This window comes from Enterobacter sp. RIT637 (genome assembly GCF_019718755.1).
Classification (GTDB): Bacteria; Pseudomonadota; Gammaproteobacteria; order Enterobacterales; family Enterobacteriaceae; genus Enterobacter.
The window spans coordinates 111265-136577 of record NZ_JAIHAZ010000013.1; the positions used below are offsets into that span (position 1 = coordinate 111265).

26 protein-coding genes are annotated in these 25313 nt (G+C 57.2%); 10 read left to right on the plus strand and 16 right to left on the minus strand.

What is annotated here, in order from left to right; genetic code table 11:
• Window positions 1–3 precede the first annotated feature (3 nt).
• Window positions 4–495: a YajQ family cyclic di-GMP-binding protein gene (locus K5E19_RS17655; protein ID WP_042320808.1), complete on the minus strand. Its 492-nt coding sequence runs from the start codon at window positions 493–495 to the stop codon at window positions 4–6.
• A 125-nt stretch (window positions 496–620) separates the two neighbouring features.
• On the opposite strand from K5E19_RS17655, the gene panE reads away from it, so the two are divergent.
• Together panE and yajL are read left to right on the plus strand one after the other, a co-directional pair.
• Complete coding sequence (gene panE, locus K5E19_RS17660) at window positions 621–1532, plus strand: 2-dehydropantoate 2-reductase (RefSeq protein ID WP_221552324.1); 912 nt, start codon at window positions 621–623, stop codon at window positions 1530–1532.
• Window positions 1495–2085 (plus strand): protein deglycase YajL, encoded by a 591-nt coding sequence (gene yajL / locus K5E19_RS17665; protein WP_221552325.1) that lies wholly within the window; start codon window positions 1495–1497, stop codon window positions 2083–2085. Before panE ends, yajL begins: the two co-directional genes overlap by 38 nt.
• Before the next feature lie 67 nt (window positions 2086–2152).
• Here the strand turns inward: yajL and thiI are convergent, their stop codons facing one another.
• Window positions 2153–3601, minus strand: coding sequence for a tRNA uracil 4-sulfurtransferase ThiI (gene thiI, locus K5E19_RS17670; protein ID WP_221552326.1), 1449 nt, complete (start codon window positions 3599–3601; stop codon window positions 2153–2155).
• Window positions 3602–3779: 178 nt separating this feature from the next.
• On the opposite strand from thiI, the gene xseB reads away from it, so the two are divergent.
• The 4 genes from xseB to K5E19_RS17690 all read left to right on the plus strand — a co-directional run bounded on the left by xseB (window position 3780) and on the right by K5E19_RS17690 (window position 7848).
• Entirely contained in the window at window positions 3780–4022 is a 243-nt protein-coding gene (xseB, locus tag K5E19_RS17675; RefSeq protein WP_003859094.1) for an exodeoxyribonuclease VII small subunit, read from the plus strand.
• Window positions 4023–4922, plus strand: coding sequence for a (2E,6E)-farnesyl diphosphate synthase (ispA, locus tag K5E19_RS17680; RefSeq protein WP_221552327.1), 900 nt, complete (start codon window positions 4023–4025; stop codon window positions 4920–4922).
• Window positions 4923–4946: 24 nt separating this feature from the next.
• The gene (gene dxs, locus K5E19_RS17685; protein ID WP_221552328.1) at window positions 4947–6809 is read left to right on the plus strand and encodes a 1-deoxy-D-xylulose-5-phosphate synthase; all 1863 of its coding nucleotides are present in this window, start codon (window positions 4947–4949) and stop codon (window positions 6807–6809) included.
• 64 nt (window positions 6810–6873) lie between these two features.
• Window positions 6874–7848 (plus strand): aldo/keto reductase, encoded by a 975-nt coding sequence (locus K5E19_RS17690; RefSeq protein ID WP_221552329.1) that lies wholly within the window; start codon window positions 6874–6876, stop codon window positions 7846–7848.
• 101 nt (window positions 7849–7949) lie between these two features.
• On the opposite strand, the gene thiL is transcribed toward K5E19_RS17690, so the two are convergent.
• The 5 genes from thiL to nrdR all read right to left on the minus strand — a co-directional run bounded on the left by thiL (window position 7950) and on the right by nrdR (window position 11555).
• On the minus strand, window positions 7950–8921 hold the full coding sequence (gene thiL, locus K5E19_RS17695) for a thiamine-phosphate kinase (RefSeq protein WP_221552331.1): 972 nt from the start codon (window positions 8919–8921) through the stop codon (window positions 7950–7952).
• Window positions 8922–8998: 77 nt separating this feature from the next.
• Window positions 8999–9418, minus strand: a complete 420-nt coding sequence (gene nusB / locus K5E19_RS17700; protein ID WP_006809908.1) for a transcription antitermination factor NusB — start codon at window positions 9416–9418, stop codon at window positions 8999–9001.
• Between the two features lie 21 nt (window positions 9419–9439).
• Window positions 9440–9910 (minus strand): 6,7-dimethyl-8-ribityllumazine synthase, encoded by a 471-nt coding sequence (gene ribE / locus K5E19_RS17705; RefSeq protein WP_006176874.1) that lies wholly within the window; start codon window positions 9908–9910, stop codon window positions 9440–9442.
• 87 nt (window positions 9911–9997) lie between these two features.
• The gene (gene ribD, locus K5E19_RS17710; RefSeq protein WP_221552333.1) at window positions 9998–11101 is read right to left on the minus strand and encodes a bifunctional diaminohydroxyphosphoribosylaminopyrimidine deaminase/5-amino-6-(5-phosphoribosylamino)uracil reductase RibD; all 1104 of its coding nucleotides are present in this window, start codon (window positions 11099–11101) and stop codon (window positions 9998–10000) included.
• 4 nt (window positions 11102–11105) lie between these two features.
• Window positions 11106–11555, minus strand: coding sequence for a transcriptional regulator NrdR (gene nrdR / locus K5E19_RS17715; protein ID WP_006176872.1), 450 nt, complete (start codon window positions 11553–11555; stop codon window positions 11106–11108).
• Window positions 11556–11707: 152 nt separating this feature from the next.
• Here nrdR and K5E19_RS17720 point away from each other — a divergent pair, with 152 nt between their 5' ends.
• Together K5E19_RS17720 and K5E19_RS17725 are read left to right on the plus strand one after the other, a co-directional pair.
• Window positions 11708–12247, plus strand: a complete 540-nt coding sequence (locus tag K5E19_RS17720; protein WP_221552335.1) for a DUF3251 domain-containing protein — start codon at window positions 11708–11710, stop codon at window positions 12245–12247.
• Window positions 12248–12515: 268 nt separating this feature from the next.
• Window positions 12516–13400: a nucleoside-specific channel-forming protein Tsx gene (locus K5E19_RS17725; protein ID WP_221552337.1), complete on the plus strand. Its 885-nt coding sequence runs from the start codon at window positions 12516–12518 to the stop codon at window positions 13398–13400.
• 120 nt (window positions 13401–13520) lie between these two features.
• Here the strand turns inward: K5E19_RS17725 and K5E19_RS17730 are convergent, their stop codons facing one another.
• The 7 genes from K5E19_RS17730 to queA all read right to left on the minus strand — a co-directional run bounded on the left by K5E19_RS17730 (window position 13521) and on the right by queA (window position 20189).
• Entirely contained in the window at window positions 13521–14201 is a 681-nt protein-coding gene (locus K5E19_RS17730; protein WP_221552339.1) for a YafY family protein, read from the minus strand.
• A gap of 14 nt (window positions 14202–14215) precedes the next feature.
• Window positions 14216–14581, minus strand: coding sequence for a VOC family protein (locus K5E19_RS17735; protein ID WP_023310553.1), 366 nt, complete (start codon window positions 14579–14581; stop codon window positions 14216–14218).
• A 142-nt stretch (window positions 14582–14723) separates the two neighbouring features.
• Window positions 14724–15695 carry a protein translocase subunit SecF gene (secF, locus tag K5E19_RS17740; RefSeq protein ID WP_221552341.1) on the minus strand — a complete coding sequence of 324 codons (972 nt, stop codon included), beginning with the start codon at window positions 15693–15695 and terminating at the stop codon, window positions 14724–14726.
• A gap of 10 nt (window positions 15696–15705) precedes the next feature.
• Window positions 15706–17553 carry a protein translocase subunit SecD gene (gene secD / locus K5E19_RS17745; protein ID WP_221552343.1) on the minus strand — a complete coding sequence of 616 codons (1848 nt, stop codon included), beginning with the start codon at window positions 17551–17553 and terminating at the stop codon, window positions 15706–15708.
• A gap of 27 nt (window positions 17554–17580) precedes the next feature.
• Window positions 17581–17913: a preprotein translocase subunit YajC gene (gene yajC, locus K5E19_RS17750; RefSeq protein WP_003021544.1), complete on the minus strand. Its 333-nt coding sequence runs from the start codon at window positions 17911–17913 to the stop codon at window positions 17581–17583.
• A gap of 22 nt (window positions 17914–17935) precedes the next feature.
• Entirely contained in the window at window positions 17936–19063 is a 1128-nt protein-coding gene (gene tgt, locus K5E19_RS17755; protein ID WP_221552344.1) for a tRNA guanosine(34) transglycosylase Tgt, read from the minus strand.
• A gap of 55 nt (window positions 19064–19118) precedes the next feature.
• Window positions 19119–20189: a tRNA preQ1(34) S-adenosylmethionine ribosyltransferase-isomerase QueA gene (gene queA / locus K5E19_RS17760; protein WP_120159544.1), complete on the minus strand. Its 1071-nt coding sequence runs from the start codon at window positions 20187–20189 to the stop codon at window positions 19119–19121.
• A gap of 92 nt (window positions 20190–20281) precedes the next feature.
• On the opposite strand from queA, the gene acpH reads away from it, so the two are divergent.
• Entirely contained in the window at window positions 20282–20863 is a 582-nt protein-coding gene (gene acpH / locus K5E19_RS17765) for an ACP phosphodiesterase (protein ID WP_221552345.1), read from the plus strand.
• Window positions 20864–20990: 127 nt separating this feature from the next.
• Window positions 20991–21593: a peroxiredoxin C gene (locus tag K5E19_RS17770; protein WP_010428037.1), complete on the plus strand. Its 603-nt coding sequence runs from the start codon at window positions 20991–20993 to the stop codon at window positions 21591–21593.
• Between the two features lie 43 nt (window positions 21594–21636).
• Here K5E19_RS17770 and K5E19_RS17775 read toward each other — a convergent pair whose 3' ends face one another.
• Together K5E19_RS17775 and K5E19_RS17780 are read right to left on the minus strand one after the other, a co-directional pair.
• Window positions 21637–23022 (minus strand): DUF3999 domain-containing protein, encoded by a 1386-nt coding sequence (locus tag K5E19_RS17775; RefSeq protein WP_221552346.1) that lies wholly within the window; start codon window positions 23020–23022, stop codon window positions 21637–21639.
• A partial coding sequence (locus K5E19_RS17780; protein ID WP_221552347.1) for a DUF2339 domain-containing protein occupies window positions 23019–25313 on the minus strand: 2295 nt, incomplete at its 5' end. The genes K5E19_RS17780 and K5E19_RS17775, both read right to left, overlap by 4 nt.

Genomic DNA, 25313 nt, shown 5'->3' on the forward strand with positions numbered 1-25313 from the left:
GTCTTAATCGCGGAAGTTTTTGAACTGGAACGGCTGTCCCAGATCGCCGCCGCGGATCAGCGCCATCACGCCCTGCAGATCGTCGCGAGATTTCCCGGTCACGCGAATCTCTTCGCCCTGGATCTGCGCCTGCACCTTCAGCTTGCTGTCTTTGATGAGCTTAACGATCTTCTTCTGCACCGCGCTCTCAATGCCCTGCTTCAGCTTCGCTTCCACGAACCAGGTTTTGCCGCTGTGGACAAACTCTTCCGGCACGTCCAGCGAAGTACCTTCAATACCGCGCTTCAGCAGCTTGGCGCGCAGAATATCGAGCAGCTGGTTAACCTGGAAATCTGACTCGCTCAGCACCTTAATGGTCTTATTTGCGTCGTTCAGCTCAAACGTCGCCTCAACGCCACGAAAATCAAAACGTGACTCAACTTCACGGCTTGCGTTATCTACGCCGTTGCGAACTTCCTGGATATCAACTTCGGAAACAATATCGAAAGATGGCATCTTTTCTTCTCCCTTCATTTTTGTTGCGTTGCATAATACCCGCAACAAGGCATAACTCAAAAGCATAGTCGACGGCGCTATACTTAGGCCGTAACACCTGGCGTAAGTGCAGGTGAGGAGGAACAATGAAAATTACAGTGCTCGGATGCGGCGCCCTGGGTCAGCTGTGGCTGACCGCGCTATGTAAGCACGGACACGAAGTACAGGGCTGGCTGCGCGTGCCTCAGCCCTATTGCAGTGTAAACCTGATTGATGAAGACGGAAGTATCTTTAACGAATCCCTTACCGCCAACGATCCTGATTTCCTCGCGCAAAGCGACATGCTGCTGGTGACGCTCAAGGCGTGGCAGGTTTCCGATGCGGTAAAAGCGCTGGCCGCGCAGCTCCCCCCCACGGCACCTATTTTGCTGCTGCATAACGGCATGGGAACCCTTGATGAACTCAAGAGCATCACGCAGCCGTTGCTGATGGCCACCACGACTCAGGCGGCGCGGCGCGATGGCAATATCATCGTGCATGTTGCGAGCGGCGTGACCCATATCGGCCCGGCCCGCGAGCAGGACGGCGACTACAGTTATCTGGCGGACGTGTTACAGAAAGTGCTGCCAGACGTCGCCTGGCACAACAACATCCGCCCTCAGCTGTGGCGCAAACTGGCGGTAAACTGCGCGATCAATACGCTGACGGCGCTGTGGGACTGCCCGAACGGTGAACTGAAAAACCATCCGCAGGAGATTGCCACGCTGTGTGAAGAAGTCGCCTCGGTGATTGAACGTGAAGGCCTGCATACCTCGGCCGATGATTTACGCTATTATGTGGAGCAGGTTATTGATAGTACGGCAGAAAACATCTCCTCGATGCTGCAGGATATTCGGGCACAACGCCACACGGAGATCGACTACATCACCGGCTATCTGCTAAAGCGCGCCCGCGCGCACGGCATCGCCGTCCCGGAAAACGCCCGTCTGTATGACCTGGTTAAACGTAAGGAGAGTGAATATGAGCGCGTCGGCACTGATCTGCCTCGCCCCTGGTAGCGAAGAGATGGAAGCCGTCACCACTATCGACCTGATGGTGCGTGGCGGCATTAAGGTCACCACCGCCAGCGTCGCCAGCGATGGTAATCTGGCTATCACCTGTTCACGCGGGGTGAAAATCCTGGCGGACGCGCCGCTGGTACAGGTGGCTGACGGAGATTACGACATCATCGTGCTGCCCGGCGGCCTGAAAGGTGCGGAATGTTTTCGCGACAGCCCGCTGCTGGTTGAAACCGTGCGCCAGTTCCATCTGTCGGGCCGCATCGTCGCGGCCATATGTGCCTCGGCAGGAACGGTTCTGGTGCCGCACGATATCTTCCCCATCGGCAACATGACCGGCTTCCCGGGGCTTAAGGATACGATCCCGGAAGAGCACTGGGTGGATAAACGCGTCGTCTGGGACCCGCGCGTCAACCTGCTGACCAGCCAGGGGCCCGGTACCGCGATTGATTTTGGCTTAAAGATTATTGACCTGCTGGTCGGACGCGAGAAAGCGTATGAAGTGGCGTCATCGCTGGTGATGCCGGCGGGGATTTATAATTATTACGAATAGGTGTTCTCCCTCTCCCACAGGGAGAGGGCCGGGGTGAGGGCAACAGGCCGCACACCCCGGCATTAAACTACGGGCGATACACCTTCACATTCGCAAAGCCCTGCTCGCGCAGATACAGCGCCTGCAGGCGGCTCATCACCCCACGCTCACACCACAGCAGATAGGTTTTGCTCTGGTCGAGATCGCCAAACTTGGTGCTCAGCTTGTAGAACGGCAGAGAAACCACATCCACACCTTCCACCTGCAGCGGCTTGTCATCCTGCTCGTCAATGGAGCGGATATCCAGAATCGCATCGTTAGCGCCGAAGCCGCTCACGGTTTCAACTTCAACCACGTCCTGCTCGGTCTGCTGGGCAATCTCGCGGATATCAATGTTGGACGCTTCCGCCACCACTTTTTCCAGGATGCTGAAATCGAAGTGCTCTTCTTCCGCTTCGATCTTCGCCTTCACCGCTTTCACTGTTGGGCTTTTTGAGATCACGCCGCAGTATTCCGGCATGGTGCGGGCAAAATCTTCGGTACCGATTTCTCGCGCCAGGTCGATGATGTGCTCTTTGTCGTGGGAGATCAGCGGACGCAGGATCAGCGTATCAGACACGTTGTCGATCAGACGCAGGTTGGTCAGCGTCTGGCTGGAGACCTGGCCCAGCGCTTCGCCGGTGACCAGCGCCTGCACGCCGTAGCGTTCAGCCACTTTGGATGCCGCACGCACCATCATGCGCTTCAGCACCACGCCCATCTGGCCGTCGTCCACTTTCTCGAGGATTTCGCCAACCACCGGTTCGAAGTTGATCGCCACAAAACGCACGCGGTGCGAGCTGCCGAAGCGGTTCCACAGGTAATGCGCCACCTGACGAACGCCGATTTCATGCGCCGCGCCGCCCAGGTTGAAGAAGCAGTAGTGTACGCGACAGCCGCGACGCATCAGCATATAGCTGGAGACACCGGAGTCGAAGCCGCCGGAGATCAGTGACAATACGTCTTCCTGAGTGCCGATTGGGAAGCCGCCGATGCCTTCATAGCGGCCTTTGACCAGCAGCAGGCGATCGTTTTCGATCTCCAGGTTCACGGTCACGTCCGGGTTGGTCAAACGCACGCGCGCAGACTCGACGTGCTGGTTCAGACCGCCGCCGACGTAACGTTCCACTTCAATGGAGCTGAATTCGTGCTTGCCGCGACGCTTTACGCGCACGCAGAAGGTTTTGCCTTCGATCTGATCGCGGTACTGGACCAGCGCTTTCTCGAAGATGTCGTGCATAGAGGTGAAAGGAACGTCTTCCACTTCCAGAATATGGTGAATACCCGGAATGCGGGTCAGCGCGTCGCGGATATCAAGACGTTTGTTTTCGTCTTTGGCGCGCACTTCCACGTGATCCCAGTGACGTACCACGGCGAGCGTTTCGTCGTAGTGCTTTAATACGTTACGAATGTTCCCGGTGAGAATTTTAATAAAGCGCAAACGCACAGATTGGCTTTTGATGGTGATTTCAGGGAACAATTTAATGATAAACTTCATGGCGGCAATGTTTCTTAGGCAAGCGTATTAAGGCTTGTAATGGAAAATGATACAGCAGCCCACACCCGTGGCTGCATCCAGGCGCGCAAGTATACCACCATCGCGCCGCTCGCGTTATTTGATAATTGCCCTGAGTCCGTTACCATGTCGGGGCGAAGAATATAAGAGTCAATTCACTATGCCGAAGAAGAACGACGCACCGGCCAGTTTTGAAACTGCGCTGAGTGAGCTGGAGCAAATCGTTACCCGTCTTGAAAGCGGCGATCTCCCGCTGGAAGACGCGCTCAACGAATTCGAACGTGGCGTGCAGCTGGCGCGTCAGGGTCAGGTTAAACTGCAGCAGGCCGAGCAGCGCGTGCAGATCCTGCTTTCCGACAGCGAAGACGCGAAAACCACGCCTTTCACACCGGACGCCGAGTAAATGGATTTTGCTAACGCGCTTCAGGCGCGCGTTGTTCGCGCCAATGACGCCCTGCGCCGTTTCATTGAACCGCAGCCTTTTCAGAACACTCCACTGGTTGAAGCCATGCACTATGGCGCACTCTTGGGTGGAAAGCGCCTGCGCCCGTTCCTGGTGTACGCCACGGGCAATATGTTTGGTATCAGCGATAACACGCTGGACGCCCCGGCAGCCGCCGTGGAGTGCATCCACGCCTATTCGCTGATCCACGACGATCTCCCGGCCATGGACGACGACGATCTGCGTCGCGGTCAGCCAACCTGCCACATTAAGTTTGGCGAGGCGAATGCGATCCTGGCGGGGGATGCTCTGCAAACGCTGGCATTCTCGATTTTAAGCGATGCACCGATGGCGGAAGTGGCCGATCGCGACCGTCTGGCGATGGTCTCCGAACTGGCAATGGCCAGCGGGGTCGCCGGGATGTGCGGCGGTCAGGCGCTGGATTTAGAGGCGGAAGGTCGTCAGGTTAATCTGGAACAGCTGGAGCGCATTCACCGTCATAAGACGGGTGCGCTTATTCGTGCAGCCGTCCGCCTGGGCGCGCTGAGCGCGGGTGAGCAAGGGCGCAAAGCCCTGCCGATTCTGGACAGATACGCTGAAAGTATCGGTCTGGCATTCCAGGTTCAGGATGACATTCTGGATGTGGTGGGCGATACTGCAACATTGGGTAAACGTCAGGGTGCGGACCAGCAGCTTGGCAAAAGTACCTACCCCGCCCTGCTGGGTCTTGAGCAAGCCCAACGTAAAGCCCGGGACCTGATAGAGGATGCCCGCCAGTCGCTGAATCAGCTGGCCGCGCAATCGCTGGATACCTCGGCACTGGAAGCGCTAGCGGACTACATAATCCAGCGTGATAAATAAACAACCTATCTCGATGAGCCTTTAATGAGTTTTGATATTGCCAAATACCCGACACTGGCGTTAGTTGACTCCACCCAGGAGTTACGCCTGTTGCCGAAAGAGAGCCTGCCGAAGCTGTGCGACGAGCTGCGTCGTTACCTGCTCGACAGCGTTAGCCGCTCCAGCGGCCATTTCGCCTCCGGGCTTGGCACGGTTGAGCTGACCGTGGCGCTGCATTACGTCTATAACACGCCGTTCGATCAGCTCATCTGGGACGTAGGCCATCAGGCCTATCCGCACAAAATTCTGACCGGTCGTCGCGATAAAATTGGCACTATTCGCCAGAAAGGCGGCCTGCATCCGTTCCCGTGGCGCGGTGAGAGCGAGTATGACGTGCTGAGCGTCGGTCACTCCTCCACCTCCATTTCGGCGGGTATCGGTATTGCCGTTGCCGCCGAAAAAGAGAACAAACAGCGTCGTACCGTCTGCGTGATTGGCGACGGGGCGATCACCGCGGGTATGGCCTTCGAGGCGATGAACCATGCGGGTGATATCAAGCCGGACATGCTGGTTATCCTGAACGATAACGAAATGTCGATCTCCGAGAACGTGGGTGCGCTGAACAACCATCTGGCACAGCTGCTTTCCGGCAAGCTTTACTCCTCGCTGCGCGAAGGCGGCAAAAAAGTCTTCTCCGGCGTACCGCCGATAAAAGAGCTGCTCAAGCGTACCGAAGAACACATCAAAGGCATGGTGGTGCCGGGCACGCTGTTCGAGGAGCTGGGCTTTAACTACATCGGCCCGGTTGACGGCCACGACGTTCTGGGGCTGGTGACCACGCTCAAGAACATGCGCGACCTGAAAGGCCCGCAGTTCCTGCACATCATGACCAAAAAAGGGCGTGGCTACGAGCCGGCGGAAAAAGATCCGATCACCTTCCACGCGGTGCCGAAATTTGACCATACCAGCGGCTGTCTGCCAAAAAGCAGCGGCGGTATGCCGAGCTATTCGAAAATCTTCGGCGACTGGCTGTGTGAAACCGCGGCCAAAGACAACAAGCTGATGGCGGTGACGCCCGCCATGCGGGAAGGCTCCGGCATGGTCGAGTTCTCCAAAAAATACCCTGACCAATATTTTGACGTCGCCATCGCCGAACAGCATGCGGTGACGTTTGCGGCGGGTCTGGCGATTGGCGGCTACAAGCCGGTAGTCGCAATTTACTCCACCTTCCTGCAGCGCGCCTACGATCAGGTTATTCACGACGTTGCCATCCAGAAGCTGCCGGTACTGTTTGCTATCGACCGCGCGGGCATTGTGGGTGCCGACGGCCAGACGCACCAGGGCGCGTTTGATCTCTCTTTCCTGCGCTGCATCCCGGACATGGTGATCATGACGCCGAGCGACGAGAACGAATGTCGCCAGATGCTGTTTACCGGCTACCACTATCAGGACGGTCCGAGCGCGGTTCGCTACCCGCGCGGCAATGCCCTGGGCGTTGAACTTCAGCCGCTGGAAAAACTGCCGATCGGTAAAGGCCTGGTGAAGCGTCGCGGTGAGAAAGTGGCGATCCTGAACTTCGGTACCCTGATGCCGGAAGCGGCAAAAGTGGCCGAAACGCTGAACGCCACGCTGGTGGATATGCGCTTCGCTAAGCCGCTCGATGAGTCCCTGATCCTCAGCATGGCGGAAAGCCACGACGTGCTGGTCACGCTGGAAGAAAACGCCATCATGGGCGGCGCGGGCAGCGGCGTAAACGAGGTGCTGATGGCAAACCGTAAAGCCGTTCCGGTGCTGAACCTCGGCCTGCCGGATCATTTCATTCCGCAAGGTACCCAGGACGAAGCCCGCGCGGCGATTGGTCTGGATGCCGCAGGTATTGAAGCCAAAATCCGCAGCTGGCTGGACTGACCCCTTCCCCCTTTTCCGCTCCTGCTATGCTTAAACCTGGTGTTTAAACAGCAGGAGCGGAACCGTGCAATACACAACGTTAGGAAAAACGGATCTAAATGTTTCCCGACTTTGCCTGGGCTGCATGACCTTTGGCGAGCCGGATCGGGGAAAACACGCCTGGACACTGCCCGAAGAGAGCAGCCGTCCCATCATTAAACGCGCCATTGAGGGCGGCATTAATTTCTTCGATACCGCCAACAGCTACTCCGACGGCAGCAGCGAGGAGATCGTTGGCCGCGCTCTGCGCGATTTTGCCCGGCGGGATGAGATCGTCGTTGCCACCAAGGTTTATCACCAGACGGGCGATCTGCCCGAAGGCCTTTCCCGCGCGCAAATCCTGCGCTCTATCGATGACAGTCTCAAACGCCTGAACATGGATTACGTCGACCTGCTGCAGATCCACCGCTGGGATTACAACACCCCCATTGAAGAGACCCTTGAAGCGCTGAACGACGTGGTGAAAGCCGGTAAAGCGCGCTACATCGGCGCATCGTCTATGCACGCGTCGCAGTTTGCCCAGGCGCTGGATCTCCAGGCACAGCACGGCTGGGCGCGCTTTGTCACCATGCAGGATCACTACAACCTGATCTACCGTGAAGAAGAGCGTGAAATGCTGCCGCTGTGCCATCAGGAGGGTGTGGCGGTGATCCCGTGGAGCCCGCTGGCGCGCGGTCGGCTGACCCGTCCATGGGGCGAAACCACGGCCCGTTCGGTGTCGGATGAGTTTGGTAAAACGCTGTATGAGGGAACAGAAGGCAGCGATGCGCTGATTGCCGAACGGTTAGCCGGAATTGCCGACGATACTGGTGCAACCCGCGCACAGGTGGCGCTGGCGTGGCTGCTGAGCAAACGCGGGGTTGCCGCACCGATTATCGGCACGTCAAGGGAAGAACAGCTGGATGAACTGCTGAATGCGGTGGATATCACGCTGACGCCGGAGCAGATTGCCGAGCTGGAGACGCCATATCAGCAGCATCCGGTAGTGGGGTTTAAGTAAACACTTGCCGGGTGGCGGCTTCGCCTTACCCGGCCTACGATCGCACCCTGTTTGTAGGCCGGGTAAGCGCAGCGCCACCCGGCAATACTGAGCGCACAAACTCACGCGAAGTGATCGTACCCTTTCCAGTCGAGCGTTACCGGCGCACCTTCACGGACAAACTTCAGCCCTTCGCTCTCAGGCATGATCTGACCGATGCAGGTAAATTTCGCGCCGAGATGCGCTAGCGCCACGTCCAGCGTTCCGCGGTTCAGCTCAGGCACAGTGAAGCACAGCTCGTAGTCTTCACCACCGGAGAGCGCCCAGCGCAGCGCCTGCTCAGGCTCTACATGGCGAAGCAGTTGCTCCGATAGCGGGAACAGATCCAGGTCAACGCGTGCGCCCACGCCGCTGGCCTTCAGGATATGCCCGAGATCGGAGATCAGCCCGTCAGAGAGATCGATAGCCGAGCTTGCCCGCTCGCGCAGCGCCTGGCCGTGCAGAATACGCGGCGTTGGCCGCAGGTGGCGCTTCACCAGATACGCCGCATCGTCAGTATCTTCAACTGTTAAACGGTCCTGAAGGATCGCCAGCCCAGCCGCGCTGTCGCCCGGCGTACCGGTCACGTAGATCCAGTCGCCCGGTTTTGCGCCCGAGCGCTTCAGCGCGCGGCCGAGCGGCACGTAGCCGTGGATCGCCAGCGTCATCGACAGCGGACCGGCAGTGGTATCACCGCCAATCAGTTGCATATCGTAATAATTCAGCTGTTCAAACAGCGCGTCGCTAAAGGCTTCCAGCCAGGCTTCATCTACCTCTGGCAGCGTCAGAGCCAGCGTCAGCCACGCGGGATCGGCCCCCATCGCCGCCAGATCGCTGACGTTAACCGCCAGGGCTTTATACGCCAGATCGGCAGGATCGATATCGGGCAGGAAATGACGACCGCACACCAGGGTGTCGGTGCTGATTGCCAGCGTCTGTTTTTCGGGAATATTGAGAAGTGCACAGTCATCGCCAATGCCGGTTTCAACATCAAGACGAGAGGTTCTGACACGGTCGAAATAACGGGCAATCAGGGAGAATTCGCCGCATGCCATACGTTATGCCTCAGCAAATAAAAGAAAAAACCGGAGCCGCACTGCCCGTTAGGCAATGCAGGACTCCGGTTTGCGGATCACTTTTTGTGGGGACGGATCGCAGGTGCTGCTTTATCAAGTACGCCGTTTACAAACTTGTGGCTGTCTTCAGCGCCGAAGGTTTTCGCCAGTTCGATCGCTTCGTTGATGGCCACTTTGTACGGCACATCATCACGTTTAGACAGCTCAAACAGCGCGATACGCAACACTGCTTTTTCTACCTGACCCAGCTCTTCGAGCAGGCGGGACAGGTAAGGCTTCATCAGGCCATCGAGATACGCGCTATTAGTCGCCACTCCCGACAGCAGTTCACGGAAGTACAGAACGTCAACGTCTTTCACGTCCTGCTCTGACAGGAACTGGTATTCAACATCAGCGATGTCGTTCTGGGACAACTGCCAGGAGTAAAGTGCCTGAACGGCACATTCACGGGCGCGGCGACGAGCAGCAGGTTTCACGGAATTCCCCTTACAAAAAAATCAGGCCTTGATGGCTTTCAATACATTGATCATTTCAAGCGCGGTCAGTGCAGCTTCTGCACCTTTGTTACCGGCTTTGGTGCCAGCACGTTCGATGGCTTGTTCAATACTTTCGGTGGTCAGCACGCCGAAGGCGACAGGAATTTCAGCATCCTGTGCAACGTGTGCCAGACCGTTGCTTGCACCGCCCGCAACGTATTCGAAGTGCGCAGTGCCGCCACGAATAACAGTACCCAGCGCAATCACCGCGTCGTATTTACCGGTTTTCGCCAGCGCGCCCGCCGCCAGTGGCAGTTCGTAAGCGCCTGGAACCCAAACAACGGTAATGTTGTCATCTTTAACCTGGCCGATACGTTTCAGGGCGTCAATCGCACCTTCCAGCAGGCTGTCGTTGATGAAGTTGTTGAAACGCGCAATGGTGATGGCGACGCGAGCGTCCGGGGTAGCTACAGCAGCTTCAATAATGTTCATACTCTTCCTTTACGGGTTCATTTGGCCCCGCAGGGGGGCGGATTTTATCATAATACTTTGCGCACTGCTTCCCTATTTCGGGAGCAATTACGCTGTCGTTAAATGGAGGCAGACATCCGGACCCACCGGACGAATCTCGCTGAATTTGAGTTGTGGTGCGTCGACCAGTTTTTCAAGGCCAGGCAGCACAAACAGGCCGCGCGCATCGTGCCCTAACAGTTTAGGCGCAACGTAAACAATCAGTTCATCCACCAGCCCGGCCTGTAAGAGCGCACCGGCGAGCGTTGGCCCGGCTTCGACCCAGATGCTGTTCACCTGCTGCTTGCCGAGCAGCATCATCAGCACCACCAGATCCAGATGACCGTTATGCTCCGGCACCATAATGCTGCGCACGCCTTCCGGCCATTCACGCGCATCTTCTTTCGTGCGGGCAATCCAGGTTTCACCCGGCTGCTGCACGATGCGGTGATCCGGCGTCACGCGGTTTTGGCTATCAATGATAATGCGCAATGGCTGACGCAGGTTCTCCTGCGGGTACAGCGCCTGGGTGTCGGCACTCAGTTCGTCCCAGCGCACGGTCATGGCCGGATCGTCAGCCAGAACGGTTTCACTGCTGGTGAGAATAGCATGGCTTTGCGCACGCAGACGTTGCACATCGCGCCTTGCCTGCGGCGAGGTGATCCACTGGCTTTCACCGTTTGCCATCGCCGTACGACCGTCCAGCGAGGCGCCCAGCTTGAGCTGAATGTACGGGAACCCGGTACGCATACGCTTCAGGAAGCCTTTGTTAAGCGCTTCCGCATCCTGCATCATCAGCCCGTGGCTGACGTCAATGCCTTCCTGCTGGAGTCGATACAGCCCGCGTCCAGCCACCTGCGGGTTGGGATCCTGCATTGATGCAACCACGCGCGACACGCCCGCCACAATCAGCGCCTCACAGCACGGTGGCGTACGTCCGTGGTGGCTGCAGGGCTCGAGCGTAACGTAGGCCGTTGCGCCGCGCGCCTTCTCGCCCGCCATGCGCAAGGCATGCACCTCGGCATGGGGCTCGCCCGCACGATGGTGATAACCTTCGCCCACGATCTCGCCATCTTTAACAATAACGCACCCCACATTCGGGTTCGGGTGGGTAGTAAAACGACCACGCTGCGCCAGCTTCATGGCTCGCGCCATGTACATCTCGTCCTGCATGGGCTTAATCCTGTAAGCGGGCGATCTCTTCGCCGAACTCTTTAATATCTTCGAAACTGCGGTAAACAGAAGCGAAGCGGATATAGGCGACTTTATCGAGCTTTTTCAGCTGTTCCATCACCAGGTTGCCGATCATTTTGCTCGGCACCTCGCGCTCGCCTAAGCCACGAAGATGAGACTTGATGTGGTTTAACGCCATTTCGACATCGTCCGCGCTGACGGGGCGTTTTTCGAGTGCTTTTAGCATCCCGCTGCGCAGCTTTTCTTCATTGAACGGCTCGCGCACATCGTTACTTTTCACCACGCGCGGCATTACCAGCTCTGCAACTTCAAAGGTCGTGAAACGCTCGTTGCACACCAGACACTGTCGGCGACGGCGTACGGAAGACCCTTCGCCCACCAGGCGAGAGTCGATGACTTTGGTATCCACAGCGGAGCAGAATGGGCAATGCATACGGTATCCCTGTAATCCGGTTAACTGATTTTCATTTTACCCTGATCTGGCCTGACAACAAAGGAAGAGCTTTTTGAGACAAAGGATCTATGTCAGACACAATGATGCTGGCTACCATAAAGGCGATCCGTTATTTCAAGGAAATAAACGCAATGACAAGACGTTACCTGAGAATTCTGCTGGTGGGGAGCCTCTTTACCCTTAGCGCCTGTGCACAGCAAACCGAAGTCCGCGAAATGAAACAAAGCGTGAACACGCTCAACACGGCTATGGACAAGCTGAACAAAGAGACCGTGAAGATCACCCAGCAAAATGCGCTGAATGCGAAATCCAGCAGCGGCGTTTATCTGCTACCGGGTGCTAAAACGCCTGCGCGGCTCAACAGCCAGATTGGCACGTTAAAGATGTCTCTGGTGAATGTTGCAGCGAATGCAGATGGTACTCGCGCAACATTACGCATTCAGGGTGAATCCAACGATCCGCTTCCCGCGTTCAGCGGCACCGTAGAGTGGGGCCAGATTCAGGGCACCACGGAGAGCTACCAGGAAGTGAACGTGAAGAACCAGCTCTTCACCGCTCCCGCCAGCACGCTGGCCCCGAGCGATGTTGATATCCCGCTGCAGCTGAGTGGGCTTACCCCAGATCAGCTGGGCTTTATCCGCATTCACGACATTCAACCCGCCGCGCAATAACCTCCTCTTTTAGCGGAGTGAAATGTCACTCCGCTAACATTTACATTTCGTATGGATTGGCAACATAAATGTTTGCCGTTACAATCCCGGCCGTTTAAAGTACGCAAACGTGAACGCAATCGATTACGCATGTGAGAGATATGTGAAACAACACATATTTTTGTGAGCAAGGATTCCTATAATAGGCTCCGCAGAAACACGAAATATTTTGATACGCAAATCGCGCATTTTTCACTCCCGGAAGGGAATTTCAATCAGTGGCATGATTATGAAAAAAACATTACTCGCAGCCGGTGCTGTACTGGCACTCTCCTCCTCTTTCACTGTTAACGCAGCGGAAAACGATAAACCACAATACCTCTCCGACTGGTGGCACCAGAGCGTTAACGTGGTTGGCAGCTACCACACCCGTTTCGGACCTCAGATCCGCAACGATACCTACCTGGAATACGAAGCGTTCGCCAAGAAAGACTGGTTTGATTTCTACGGCTACATGGATGCACCGGTCTTCTTCGGTGGTAACACCGACGCGAAAGGTATCTGGAACCACGGTTCTCCGCTGTTCATGGAGATCGAACCGCGCTTCTCTATTGATAAGCTGACGGGCACCAGCCTGGCGTTTGGTCCGTTCAAAGAGTGGTACTTCGCAAACAACTATATCTACGACATGGGCCGCAACAAGTCCGGTCGTCAGAGCACCTGGTACATGGGTCTGGGTACGGACATCGATACCGGCCTGCCAATGAGCCTGTCTCTGAACGTGTATGCTAAATACCAGTGGCAGAACTACGGTGCCGCGAACGAAAACGAGTGGGACGGCTACCGTTTCAAAGTGAAATACTTTGTGCCAATCACCGAGCTGTGGGGCGGCAACCTGAGCTACATCGGCTTCACCAACTTTGACTGGGGCTCAGACCTGGGCGACAACGACTTCCGCGATCTGAACGGTAAGAAAGCGCGCACCAACGACTCCATCGCTTCCAGCCACATCCTGGCGCTGAACTACGATCACTGGCACTACTCTGTTGTTGCGCGTTACTGGCACAACGGTGGTCAGTGGAACGACGACGCGAGCCTGAACTTCGGTAACGGCGACTTCAGCGTCCGCTCTACCGGCTGGGGTGGTTACCTGGTTGTGGGTTATAACTTCTAATCATTGCGGGACGGTGCGGGCTGATGCCCTCACCCTGGCCCTCTCCCACAGGGAGAGGGAACAAACACTAAAAACGGCAACACGCGTTGCCGTTTTGCTTTTACCTCGCCGCCCGGCTTTTCACTGCTTAACCTTGCGCAAAAAATCCGCCAGAGACCTGTCCGCACTCTCGCTAAACCGCCTCTCCGTCTGCACAATATTGAGACATCGGTCGAGCCGGAAACAGCGGTAGTCATCGCGCCGTTCGCACCACGCCGCCAGCAGCCAGCGCTCCCCCCAGAAGAACAAGCCCAGCGGCTGAACCTCGCGCTTTGAAAGCTGCCCGGCTTCGTCACGGTAATGCAGCGCCAGCACGCGCTGGGCAGATATCGCCTGATGGATCCTGTCAAAATCGCTGCGAGAGTGGCTTTGCATGCAAAAATCCGGGGCGTAGATCCGCGTCTGCTCCGCCTTTCGACGACTCTCATCGGGCAGTATTGCCAGCACTTTCTCCTGAGCCGACTCCAGCTCGCGCGACAGCGACTCTCCGCCCCAGGTTTTGAGCAGGCGAATTGCCACCATCAGCGCCTCGGACTCTTTATTTGTCAGCATCAGCGGCGGCAGGTCAAAACCCGACATCAGCCGATATCCGCTCCCCGCCTCACCTTCCACCGGCACGCCGGAAAGCGACAGGTCGCGGATATCGCGGTAGACCGTGCGCTCGGACACACCGAGCCTCTCCGCCAGATGCGCCGCCGTTGTCAGACGCCTGCCCCGCAGGATCTGCACAATCTGAAACAAACGGTCAGCGCGTCGGGTCATATTTCATTTCGCTCTCAGGCAGGTTGATGGAGACCGACGCGGTTACCCTCACTGTCGGTAAACAATGCGATAGTGCCGATACCGTGCGGCAGCTCCAGCGGGCCAAACACGCATTCGCCGCCCGCAGAGGCGATGCGATCGAGCGTGGCCGCCAGATTGTCAGTATGCAGGTAAATAATAGCGCCCTGCAAAGACGGCGTAACGCCGTCAAATTTTGCCAGCGCCCCGCCGGTACCCGGATCCTCATGCGGGAAAACGGCCAGCTCCGCACAGTCCATTTTCTCGCGACGCAGCGCGAGCTGCATTACCGGTTCATAAAATTTAATGGCGCGATCCATATCGGCGACCGGAATTTCAAACCAGTTAATAACGCTTTTCATACATCCTCCTGCCTGTTGTTTGGGTTCAGAAGGAGTCTACGACAGGGCTCCTGACAGCATACTGTCAGGAGTGTTTGTCAGGAGCAGGCAAAAAAAATCCCGGTCAACCGACCGGGATTTCGATAACGCGCTAAACGTCGCCTTACGGCAGAATGGACGGCTGATCCGCCCCTTCTTTTTCGACTTTCTGCTGGAGCAGGTGCTCGCGCTTCATGCCGAGTTTCAGTGCCAGTGCGGACGCAACGTAGATAGACGACGCCGTACCGATAGACACACCGATCAACATGGTCAGCGAGAAGCCTTCCAGCACCGGGCCACCGAAGAGATACAGCATCAGGATAACCATCAAGGTTGTTCCGGATGTGATCAAGGTACGGTGCAGCGTCTGGGTCAACGACACGTTGAAGATTTCGTACGGCGTACCGCGACGGATCTTACGGAAGTTTTCACGAATACGGTCAGATACCACGATACTGTCGTTCAGTGAGTAACCGATAACGGACATCAGGGATGCCACAATCGTCAGGTCAATCTCAATGTGGAACAGAGACAGTACGCCCATGGTGATGACCACGTCGTGCGCCAGTGCGATAACCACACCTGCCGCCAGACGCCACTCGAAGCGGAAGCCAACGTAGATCAGGATGGAAATCAACGCCACCATCAGCGCCATCGCGCCGGTTTGCGCCAGGTCTGCACCCACGCTCGGGCCGACGAACTCAATACGCTTAACCGCCGCATTCTGGTTGGTCGATTCGTTAATGACGTTCAGAACCTTGCTACCCAGCTCCTGGCTGCCGTTGGCATCGTGTACCGGTGGCATACGCACCATGATGTCGCGGCTGCTGCCGAAATTCTGCAGCAGCGGCTCTTCAAAGCCCGCTTTCTGCAGAGAAAGGCGCATCTGGTCCATATCGACCGGTTTTTCCAGGGAGATCTCAATGACCGTACCACCGGTAAAATCAAGACCCCAGTTAAAGCCCTTCACGCCCATAACGACGATGGACAAAATCAGCAGTAAACCTGAAATGCCGAAGGCCCAGTAGTCCCAGCGCATAAAGTCCCAGACTTTACGGCCGTGGTTCAATTGTTCAACAGTATATTCCTGTGCCACAACGCACTCCTCAGATAGACAGCTTTTTGACGCGCTTGCCGCCGTACAGCAGGTTCACGATGGCACGGGTGCCGACAATAGCGGTAAACATTGACGTTGCAACACCGATACCGGTTGTAATCGCAAAGCCTTTGATCGCGCCAGTACCCACTGCATACAGGATAAGAACCTTGATCAGCGTTGTTACGTTCGCATCGAAGATGGAGCTGAACGCCCCTTTATAGCCCTCTTCAATCGCCTGTTGCACAGAACGACCGTTGCTCAGCTCTTCTTTAATACGTTCGTTTATCAGTACGTTGGCGTCGACCGCCACCGCAAGGGTCAGGACGATACCCGCAATACCCGGCATGGTCAGCGTCGCCCCTGGCAGCAGAGACATGATACCGATGATCATCACAAGGTTTGCCAGCAGCGCGGACGTCGCAATCAGACCAAACTTCTTATAGAAGAAGATCATGAACAGGATGGAGACCACCAGACCGGCCAGACACGCTTCCAGGCCCTGTTTGATGTTCTGCATACCCAGGGTTGGACCAATGGTACGTTCTTCAACAATCTGAATTGGCGCAATCAGCGCACCGGCACGCAGCAGCAGTGACAGCTGGCGAGCTTCGTTCGGGTTGTTGATGCCGGTGATACGGAAGCTGTTACCCAGGCGAGACTGGATGTTGGCGATGTTAATCACCTCTTCCTCTTTCACCAGAACAGAACGGCCTTTGGCATCTTTCTTACCGCTGTCTTTGTACTCCACAAACAGGGTCGCCATCGGTTTACCGATGTTGTCCTTGGTGAAGTTAGACATGATGTTACCACCCGCGCTATCCAGCGAGATGTTAACCTGCGGCTGGTTGTATTCATCCTGGCTTGAAGTGGAGTCGGTGATGTGGTCACCGGTCAGGATCACGCGTTTGAACAGCACAACCGGCTGACCTTCGCGGGTCTCTTTCACTTCAGAGTCACCCGGAATACGGCCAGAGGCCGCGGCAGACTGATCGACGTTGGTATTCACCAGACGGAATTCCAGCGTCGCCGTCGCACCCAGAATTTCTTTCGCACGCGCGGTATCCTGGATACCCGGCAGTTCAACCACGATACGGTCAGCACCCTGACGCTGTACCAGCGGCTCAGCCACGCCCAGTTGGTTTACACGGTTACGCAGAATGTTGATGTTCTGCTGAACGGCGTATTCACGCGCTTCGCTCAGACGCGCATCCGTCATCACCGCACGCAGCTGGCTGCTGCCCTGAGAAGTGATCACCAGATCGCGGTGACGTTGAGACAAGTAAGTTACAGCCTGGTCGCGTGCCGCGCTGTCGCGGAACGTGATGCTCATGCCGTAGTTATCTTCTTTACGCACGGTGGTGTACGCAATGCCTTTCTCACGCAGATCGCTGCGCAGGCTGTCGATGTTCTGTTCCTGCAGCTTGCCAAGCGCGGTATCCATATCCACTTCCATCAGGAAGTGAACGCCGCCACGCAGGTCAAGACCGAGTTTCATTGGCTCTGCGTTCAGCGCAGCCAGCCAACGCGGGGTTGCAGGAGCAAGGTTAAGCGCCACGACATACTTATCACCCAGCACGCCCATCAGCGCTTCACGGGCGCGGAGCTGCGTGTCGGTGGTGTCGAAGCGAGCAAGAATTGCGCCCTCTTCCAGTGCCACAGACTTAGCGGTAATTTTTTCTTCTTGTAACGTTTTCTGGACCTGGATCAGCGTTTGCTCACTGGCGGCGACACCGCGCGCGCCAGTGATTTGAACGGCCGGATCCTCACCATACAGGTTGGGAAGCGCGTACAGCAGGCCGACGATAATCACGACGACCAGCATGATGTACTTCCACAAAGGATAACGGTTTAACACGGCAGTTCCCTTTGGGAAAAGTTGGGATTACAGCGCCTTCATGGTGCCTTTCGGCAGAACGGCAGCTACGAAGTCACGTTTGATAACCACTTCAGTGGTGTCGTTCAGCGCGATTGCAATGTAGCCGCTTTCCGCTACTTTGGTCACGCGACCGACCAGGCCACCGTTGGTCAGCACTTCATCGCCTTTCGCAATGGAGTTCATCAGGTTTTTGTGCTCTTTGGTGCGCTTCTGCTGTGGACGCAGGATCATGAAGTAGAAGATCAGACCAAACACAACCAGCATCAGAATCAGAGACATCGGGCTGCCCTGCGCTGGAGCACCTGTTGCTGCTACCGCATCAGAAATAAAAAAGCTCATTCAAATTCCCTCATTATTAAAATTAATCAACGTTCAACGGTGGTACATCCCGCCCCTGACGTTGGTAGAAATCGGTCACGAAGCTCTCTAATTTACCCTCTTTGATAGCCTTACGTAAACCAGCCATTAAGCGCTGATAATAACGAAGATTATGAATGGTATTGAGACGCGCGCCCAAAATCTCGTTACAACGATCGAGATGATGCAGATACGCGCGAGAATAATTGCGACAGGTATAGCAATCGCACTCGGAATCGAGCGGGCTGGTGTCACTCTTATGCTTCGCGTTACGGATTTTCACCACGCCATCGGTAACGAACAGATGACCGTTACGCGCGTTGCGGGTTGGCATGACGCAGTCGAACATATCAATGCCGCGACGAACGCCTTCAACCAGATCTTCTGGTTTACCCACACCCATCAGGTATCGTGGTTTATCCGCCGGGATTTGCGGGCAGACATGTTCCAGAATGCGGTGCATGTCTTCCTTCGGTTCACCCACAGCCAAACCGCCGACAGCGTAGCCATCAAAACCTATCTCTACCAGACCTTTAACAGAGATATCGCGTAAATCTTCGTAAACGCTGCCCTGGATAATGCCGAACAGCGCATTTTTGTTCTGCAGGGAGTCAAAACGGTCACGGCTACGCTTCGCCCAGCGCAGGGACATCTCCATGGAGCGCTTGGCGTAGTCCCAGTCCGCCGGGTACGGCGTACATTCGTCGAAAATCATCACGATGTCGGAGCCGAGGTCGTACTGGATCTCCATCGATTTTTCGGGATCGAGGAAAATCGGATCGCCGTTGATCGGGTTACGGAAGTGTACGCCCTGCTCGGTGATCTTGCGGATATCGCCCAGGCTGAAGACCTGGAAGCCGCCGGAGTCGGTCAGGATGGGGCCTTTCCACTGCATGAAATCGTGCAGGTCGCCGTGGAGCTTCATGATCTCCTGGCCCGGACGCAGCCACAGGTGGAAGGTGTTGCCGAGGATAATCTGTGCGCCAGTGGCTTCGACTTCTTCCGGCGTCATCCCTTTGACGGTACCGTACGTGCCCACAGGCATAAACGCAGGGGTTTCCACCACGCCGCGATCAAACACCAGGCGACCGCGACGCGCGCGACCGTCGGTGGTATCGAGTTCAAATTTCATTTTTATTCCTCTGTGCCAGAAAAACAGTCCGACACATTATTCTGGTGCCGCGGACTTATTCCCCGACACGCTCATTCAAAGCCTGCGGATTGTACGTGATAAACATCGCGTCCCCGTAGCTAAAAAAGCGATATTTTTGTTCTACCGCAGACTTGTAGGCGTTCATCGTATGCTGATAACCGGCAAACGCGGAAACCAGCATAATCAGCGTCGATTCAGGCAGATGGAAGTTGGTCACCAGCGCATCAATCACTTTGTACTGATAGCCTGGGTAGATAAAGATCTGCGTATCGCCAAAGAACGGCTCGATAAGATCGCTCTTCGCGGCCTGCGCGGCGCTCTCAAGCGACCGAACGGAAGTTGTGCCCACAGCAATCACGCGGCTACCGCGGCCTTTTGCCGCCAGTACCGCATCTACAACCTCTTGCGGTACTTCGGCATACTCAGAGTGCATGATGTGGTCTTCAATGCTGTCCACGCGCACCGGCTGGAAGGTGCCCGCACCGACGTGCAGGGTCACGAACGCCATCTCAATGCCCTTCGCGCGCAGTTTCTCCAGCAGCGGCTCATCAAAGTGCAGGCCCGCCGTCGGCGCAGCGACCGCACCCGGCTTCTGGCTGTAGACGGTCTGGTACAGCTCGCGGTCGGCTTCTTCGTCCGGACGCTCAATGTACGGCGGCAGCGGCATATGGCCGATGGCGTTCAGAATATCGAGCACCGTGCGCTCGTCGTCAAACGCCACCTCGAACAGCGCGTCGTGGCGCGCTGTCATGGTCGCTTTGATGCTCTCGTCGTCGCCCAGCAGCAGTTCAGCGCCAGGCTTCGGCGCCTTGGAGGCGCGAATATGTGCCAGAATACGTTTATCATCGAGCATACGTTCGACCAGCACTTCAATTTTGCCGCCGCTGGCTTTACGGCCAAACAGGCGCGCCGGGATCACGCGGGTATTGTTAAAGACCAGTAGATCGCCAGGGTTGAGCTTGTCGAGCAAATCGGTGAAAGTACCGTGCGTCAGCTCGCCCGTTGGCCCATCCAGTGACAGTAAGCGACAGCTGCTGCGCTCAGGCATGGGATAGTGAGCAATCAGGGATTCAGGTAGTTCAAAGGAGAAATCGGCGACGCGCATGACGTATACTCGTGACTTAAAAACAGGCGGCATAGTCTAGTGCTCACACCCTTTTGCTGCAACAACTAGCCGCCCACGGACAAATAAAACGCATGAATTTTCTCGCTCACCTGCATCTCGCTCACCTCGCTGACAGTTCCCTGTCCGGCAATTTGCTGGCCGATTTTGTACGCGGCAACCCCGCAGAAGCGTATTCCCCTGAGGTTGTCGACGGGATATTTATGCACCGCCGCATCGACGTGCTGACCGATAACCTGCCGGAAGTGACGGAAGCCAAAGCGTGGTTTCGCCCTGAGACGCGCCGCGTTGCGCCGATCACCCTCGACGTGATGTGGGACCACTTTCTGTCGCGCCACTGGGAACAGCTGTCGCCGGAGATGCCCTTGCCGGCGTTTGTGCGCTATGCCCACCAGCAGGTGTCGATCATCCTGCCCGACTCGCCGCCGCGCTTTGTGAATCTGAATAACTACCTGTGGTCGGAACGCTGGCTGGAGCGCTACGGCGAGATGGATTTCATCCAGAACGTGCTGAACGGGATGGCGAGCCGCCGCCCGCGGCTGGATGCGCTGCGCGACTCCTGGTATGACCTGGATGAACATTACGATGCGCTGGAAGCGCGTTTCTGGCAGTTTTATCCGCGCATGATGATCCAAGCGAAAAACAAACAGCTGTAACAGAAATCACATTGATAGGTAAAAGCTGGCGGAACGATTGTCACCACCTCTTTGTCTTATTCCCGAACACTCTCTATACTGGCCCGCGTTGCGTTCCAAATAACCTTAGTATCTACAGGAGAATCATATGGTTCTGGTAACTCGTCCGGCTCCGGATTTTACAGCTGCAGCAGTTCTGGGCAACGGTGAAATCGTTGAAAACTTCAACTTCAAACAGCACACCAACGGTAAAGCGACCGTTCTGTTCTTCTGGCCAATGGACTTCACTTTCGTTTGCCCGTCTGAGCTGATCGCGTTCGACAAACGTTATGAAGAATTCCAGAAGCGTGGCGTGGAAGTGGTTGGCGTCTCCTTCGACTCTGAATTTGTACACAACGCATGGCGTAACACCCCTGTCGAAAATGGCGGCATCGGTGCGGTGAAATACGCAATGGTTGCGGACATCAAACGCGAAATCCAGCAGGCTTACGGTATCGAACATCCGGACGCTGGTGTTGCACTGCGTGGTTCCTTCCTGATCGACGCAAACGGCATCGTTCGTCACCAGGTTGTTAACGATCTGCCGCTGGGTCGTAACATCGACGAAATGCTGCGCATGGTTGACGCGCTGCAGTTCCACGAAGAGCACGGCGAAGTGTGCCCGGCTCAGTGGGAAAAAGGTAAAGAAGGCATGAACGCGTCTCCAGACGGCGTGGCTAAATACCTGTCTGAGAACGTATCCAGCCTGTAATCGGCACGGTTTACGAAAAAGGCCCGCTTATGCGGGCCTTTTTTTATGCTTTACGCTGCGTCTCTCGCCAGATGCGCCAGGCCATGCCCGCCAGCAGAATCACCCCCGCAATCAGCACGCCCCATACCAGCAGCGTGTTCATCCTGCTCTCCCGCTCGGCCGCAGAGGTGGCGGTCAGACGCCCCTCGCCGCCTAAAGCGACATCAGCCTGAATATCGGCCTGCGGCAGGTTCGCCATATCATAGGTCTTGCGCAGGTCGGCCGGGATCAGCATGCCGGGCTCCACGCCGGCAGGCTTTGCGGCGCCGTTGCCCCAGGCGAGCACGTACGGCGCTTTCCCCTGCGCGTTGAACACCAGATCGTAGCGGTCGCGATGTCCCGTGACGCTCGGCAGGTATTCTGGCAGACGCGCGTTCAGCGTCGTGATTTTCACGGCCTGCACCAGGCCCCCGTAAAGCGAAACCGGTGGCGACGTTTTTCCCTCAAGACGGTAAAGGACCTCTTTCTTCAGGGGGTGCCATGCATCTTTTTCCGTACTCCGCCACGCTATCTCCACGGGAAGGACGCCATCGCCATTCAGTGAGATGGTGACAGCACTCAGCGGCTGCGGGCGCGCCCAGTGCCACTGCGCTTCGCTTGTCGATAGCTGCTCCCCTTCCCCCTCAAGGTTGACCGCTTCCGGGGCCGCCTGGGCAGGTGCGCTGATTGCGTTTACGCCGGTCAGGGTTATCCCCTGGCTCTGCGCGTTCAGCACCACCATCAGATAGCGATTCGCATCGGGAGATAAAACCGTATCGGTATCGATCCGATCGAGCTTAAGACGATCCTGGCCGCTGACGACGTCCAGCAATGGCATATCCTCGCGCAGGGTATACCAGCGCTTAAGATCCTCGCTGTAATAGACCGACGCCGTTCCCTGCCACGGGGTCTGCAGGGTGTTCCAGAGCAGCTGCAGCTGGGATATGGCAACCTCACCCGTCGCCTGCTCCGGCAAGGTCAGCAGATAATGTTGCCCGGCAGCCGCGGCTTTTTGCCCCTCCAGCACAATCTCAACGCCGTTTCGGGAGCGAAGCAGGATCTTATCGCTATCACCGGATCCTTGCGAAGCCGCAAGCGGCGAGGCGTCCAGCGGGAAGAGGCGCAGCGCCGTGGATTGCACTGGCGCCTGCGGACGCGTCGCGCTGACCAGGCTGAAGGGAACCGGCTCGCCCGACTGGTTAAAGACGCGGATATCATGCAGATCCGGCGACGTGCTTTGCTCATAGACGGCCAGCGGCAGCATCACCCGATACCACTGGGAAGGAACAGACGTATCGAGTGAAAGACCAAAGGCATAGTCCCGGGGCGATTCCGTTTGACCCTCGTCGCAGAACGCCGGGCCGGAAAGGGCCAGCAACGCGGTACAGGCTACCGCTTTCATCCATTTCATTGTTCATCTCCTGTTTTGGGCGGTAGCGGTGAGAAATACCCCACGATCAGAACCAGTATCGCCACGCCGATAAACGCCACCGCGCGCGACAAACCGCCTCCGCCCGCGCTGTCCACCAGCATCAGTTTAACCATCACCACGCCCAGGAGCGCGGCACCGCAAAGCCACGCCTGCCGGGAAGCTCGACGGGTGGCATGGATCATGACCACCAGCGCGCTCAGCATCCAGAACAGGGCAAAGCTGGTCTGGATAAGCCGCGAATCCCACAGCGATGCCATATTCCAGGCCACGTCGCCGTACCAGGACAGGGCACGCATCAGCGCACCGTTCAGCCACCAGAAGCCAAACGCCATAATTGCGACGGCAGGCCACGGGCGGGCCAGCGAGAGCCACGCCGGATAGTAGCGCTCCACTGCCCGATAAAAGACCACCAGCCCCAGCAACGCGAACGCCGCGCCTTCCTCAAGCGGGTTTACCAGCGGCAGCCAGGTCTGACGATAGACCACGCCGTCCTGGAAATTAGTCACCACCAGCAATATCAACAGCGCCATGACCACGGGGATCGGTGCCAGGCAGGCGTAGAGCGCAGGCCATTCCCGGAACGGCCACCCGCGACGCCGTACGGCTGCAGAGAGCCCCATAATTACCCCGCCGCCTGCTGCCATCGCTAAACCGCTGCCCCAGGCCGCCATGCCCCACGGCAACGACCGGGCAAACCAGTAAAGCTCAGCGGCCAGCGCCAGCAAAATCATCCAGAACAGCGACAAATGCAGCCCCATCGCGATGCGCGGCAGGAGTCTTTCACCGTCGCGCCGCAACAGCATCAGCGCGGCAGGAAGCGCAACGCACCAGGCGAGATTTGACCAGCCGGCGGCAACGATCTGCTGGTGCCAGAGCTGATACCCCACCATCAGCAGCATAACCGGCCACAGCAGCCATTTGCTGGCATCCAGCTCCCGCCACGCCAGACGAGCCGCAGCCTGCCGCCAGCCCCAGACCGATGCCGCCGTCAGCGCCAGCACGCCCGCCAGAATCGGCAATTCCTGCGTCATCACCAGCCGCGATGCGCCCAATAGCGCCACGAGCCAGAACAGCAGCCCGCCTGCCAGCAGCGCCCAACTGACTGGCAGAAAGAGAGTCCGCCACAGCCAGGCCGCAGCCAGCCAGCAAAGGCTGAGGATGGTGAAGATCAGCAGCAGGCTCAGCGACGTAACGCCGTTCGTTTGCGCCCACAGCGCACTGCCGAGCGCCAGCACCAGCAGCGCCGTCCCGCTGTAGCTCATGCGACGCTGGTTCTGCTGCACGCCCAGCCAGAGGATACCCAGCCCTTCCAGCGCCCAGGCCATCGCCGTCCAGCGTGCCGACAGCGCCAGCGGAATGGCGAGCGTCGCGAACCCGCCGCCGATGGCCAGCGCCGCCAGGACCAGCGGTCGCCCGATGGAGGGGTAGCGCCGCAGCGCAAGGAACGCGAGGGTAAGATAAAATGCGCCGTAGCTCAGCGCGCTCAGGGCCGGGCCATATTCCCAGTGCCGGGTCATGCCGTACTGCATCCCGAAACCGATCAGCGGCGGGGCAAACAGCAGCACGCCGTCGATAATCTGCTTCCCTTTCTCCTGCGCCCGCAGCGACAGCGCCACGCTCAGCACGCCGAATATCAGCGTATTGGCAATCAGGAACAGCTGGCAGATCCAATAGTCTTCTGGCTGGTAGTCATTCAGCCCCCACAGGCCGCCCACGCCGAACGTAAACAGCAGACCGAGCAGGTTCAGCTCGCGCCAGTGCTGCCAGATGCTGATAGCGAGAATGCCGATGGAAAGCAGGAGATAGAAAGAGAACAGCGCCACAAAGCTGCCGCCCCCGGTAGACAAGAGCAGCGGCGCAAGATACCCGCCGAGGCTCGCCAGCATGGCAAGGCTCAGCGCCTTCTGCAGCACCGCCAGCCCGACGCTCGCCGCGCAAATCACCACCAGAAGCGCAAAAGCCAGCGTCATCGGCAGCATTTGCCAGAGCCGGAATGCACCAAACACCGTCAGGTAGAGCACGCCGGTCGCCCCGCCCTGGAGGATCAGCGCATAGGCACGCTGCCTTTGCCGCAGCCGCCACCCGACCGCCAGCAGAACGATGGCAAACAGCGCCGTTGCCACGAGGCGCAGCTCAAGCGGGAACAGGGAATGTTCAACGGTATAGCGCAGCAGGAATGAAAGACCGAGGAAGAGCAGCAGGATCCCAAGCTTCGCCAGCGGGTTACCCTGCATAAACCAGCGCACCAGCGACGTCAGTATGCCGCCAAA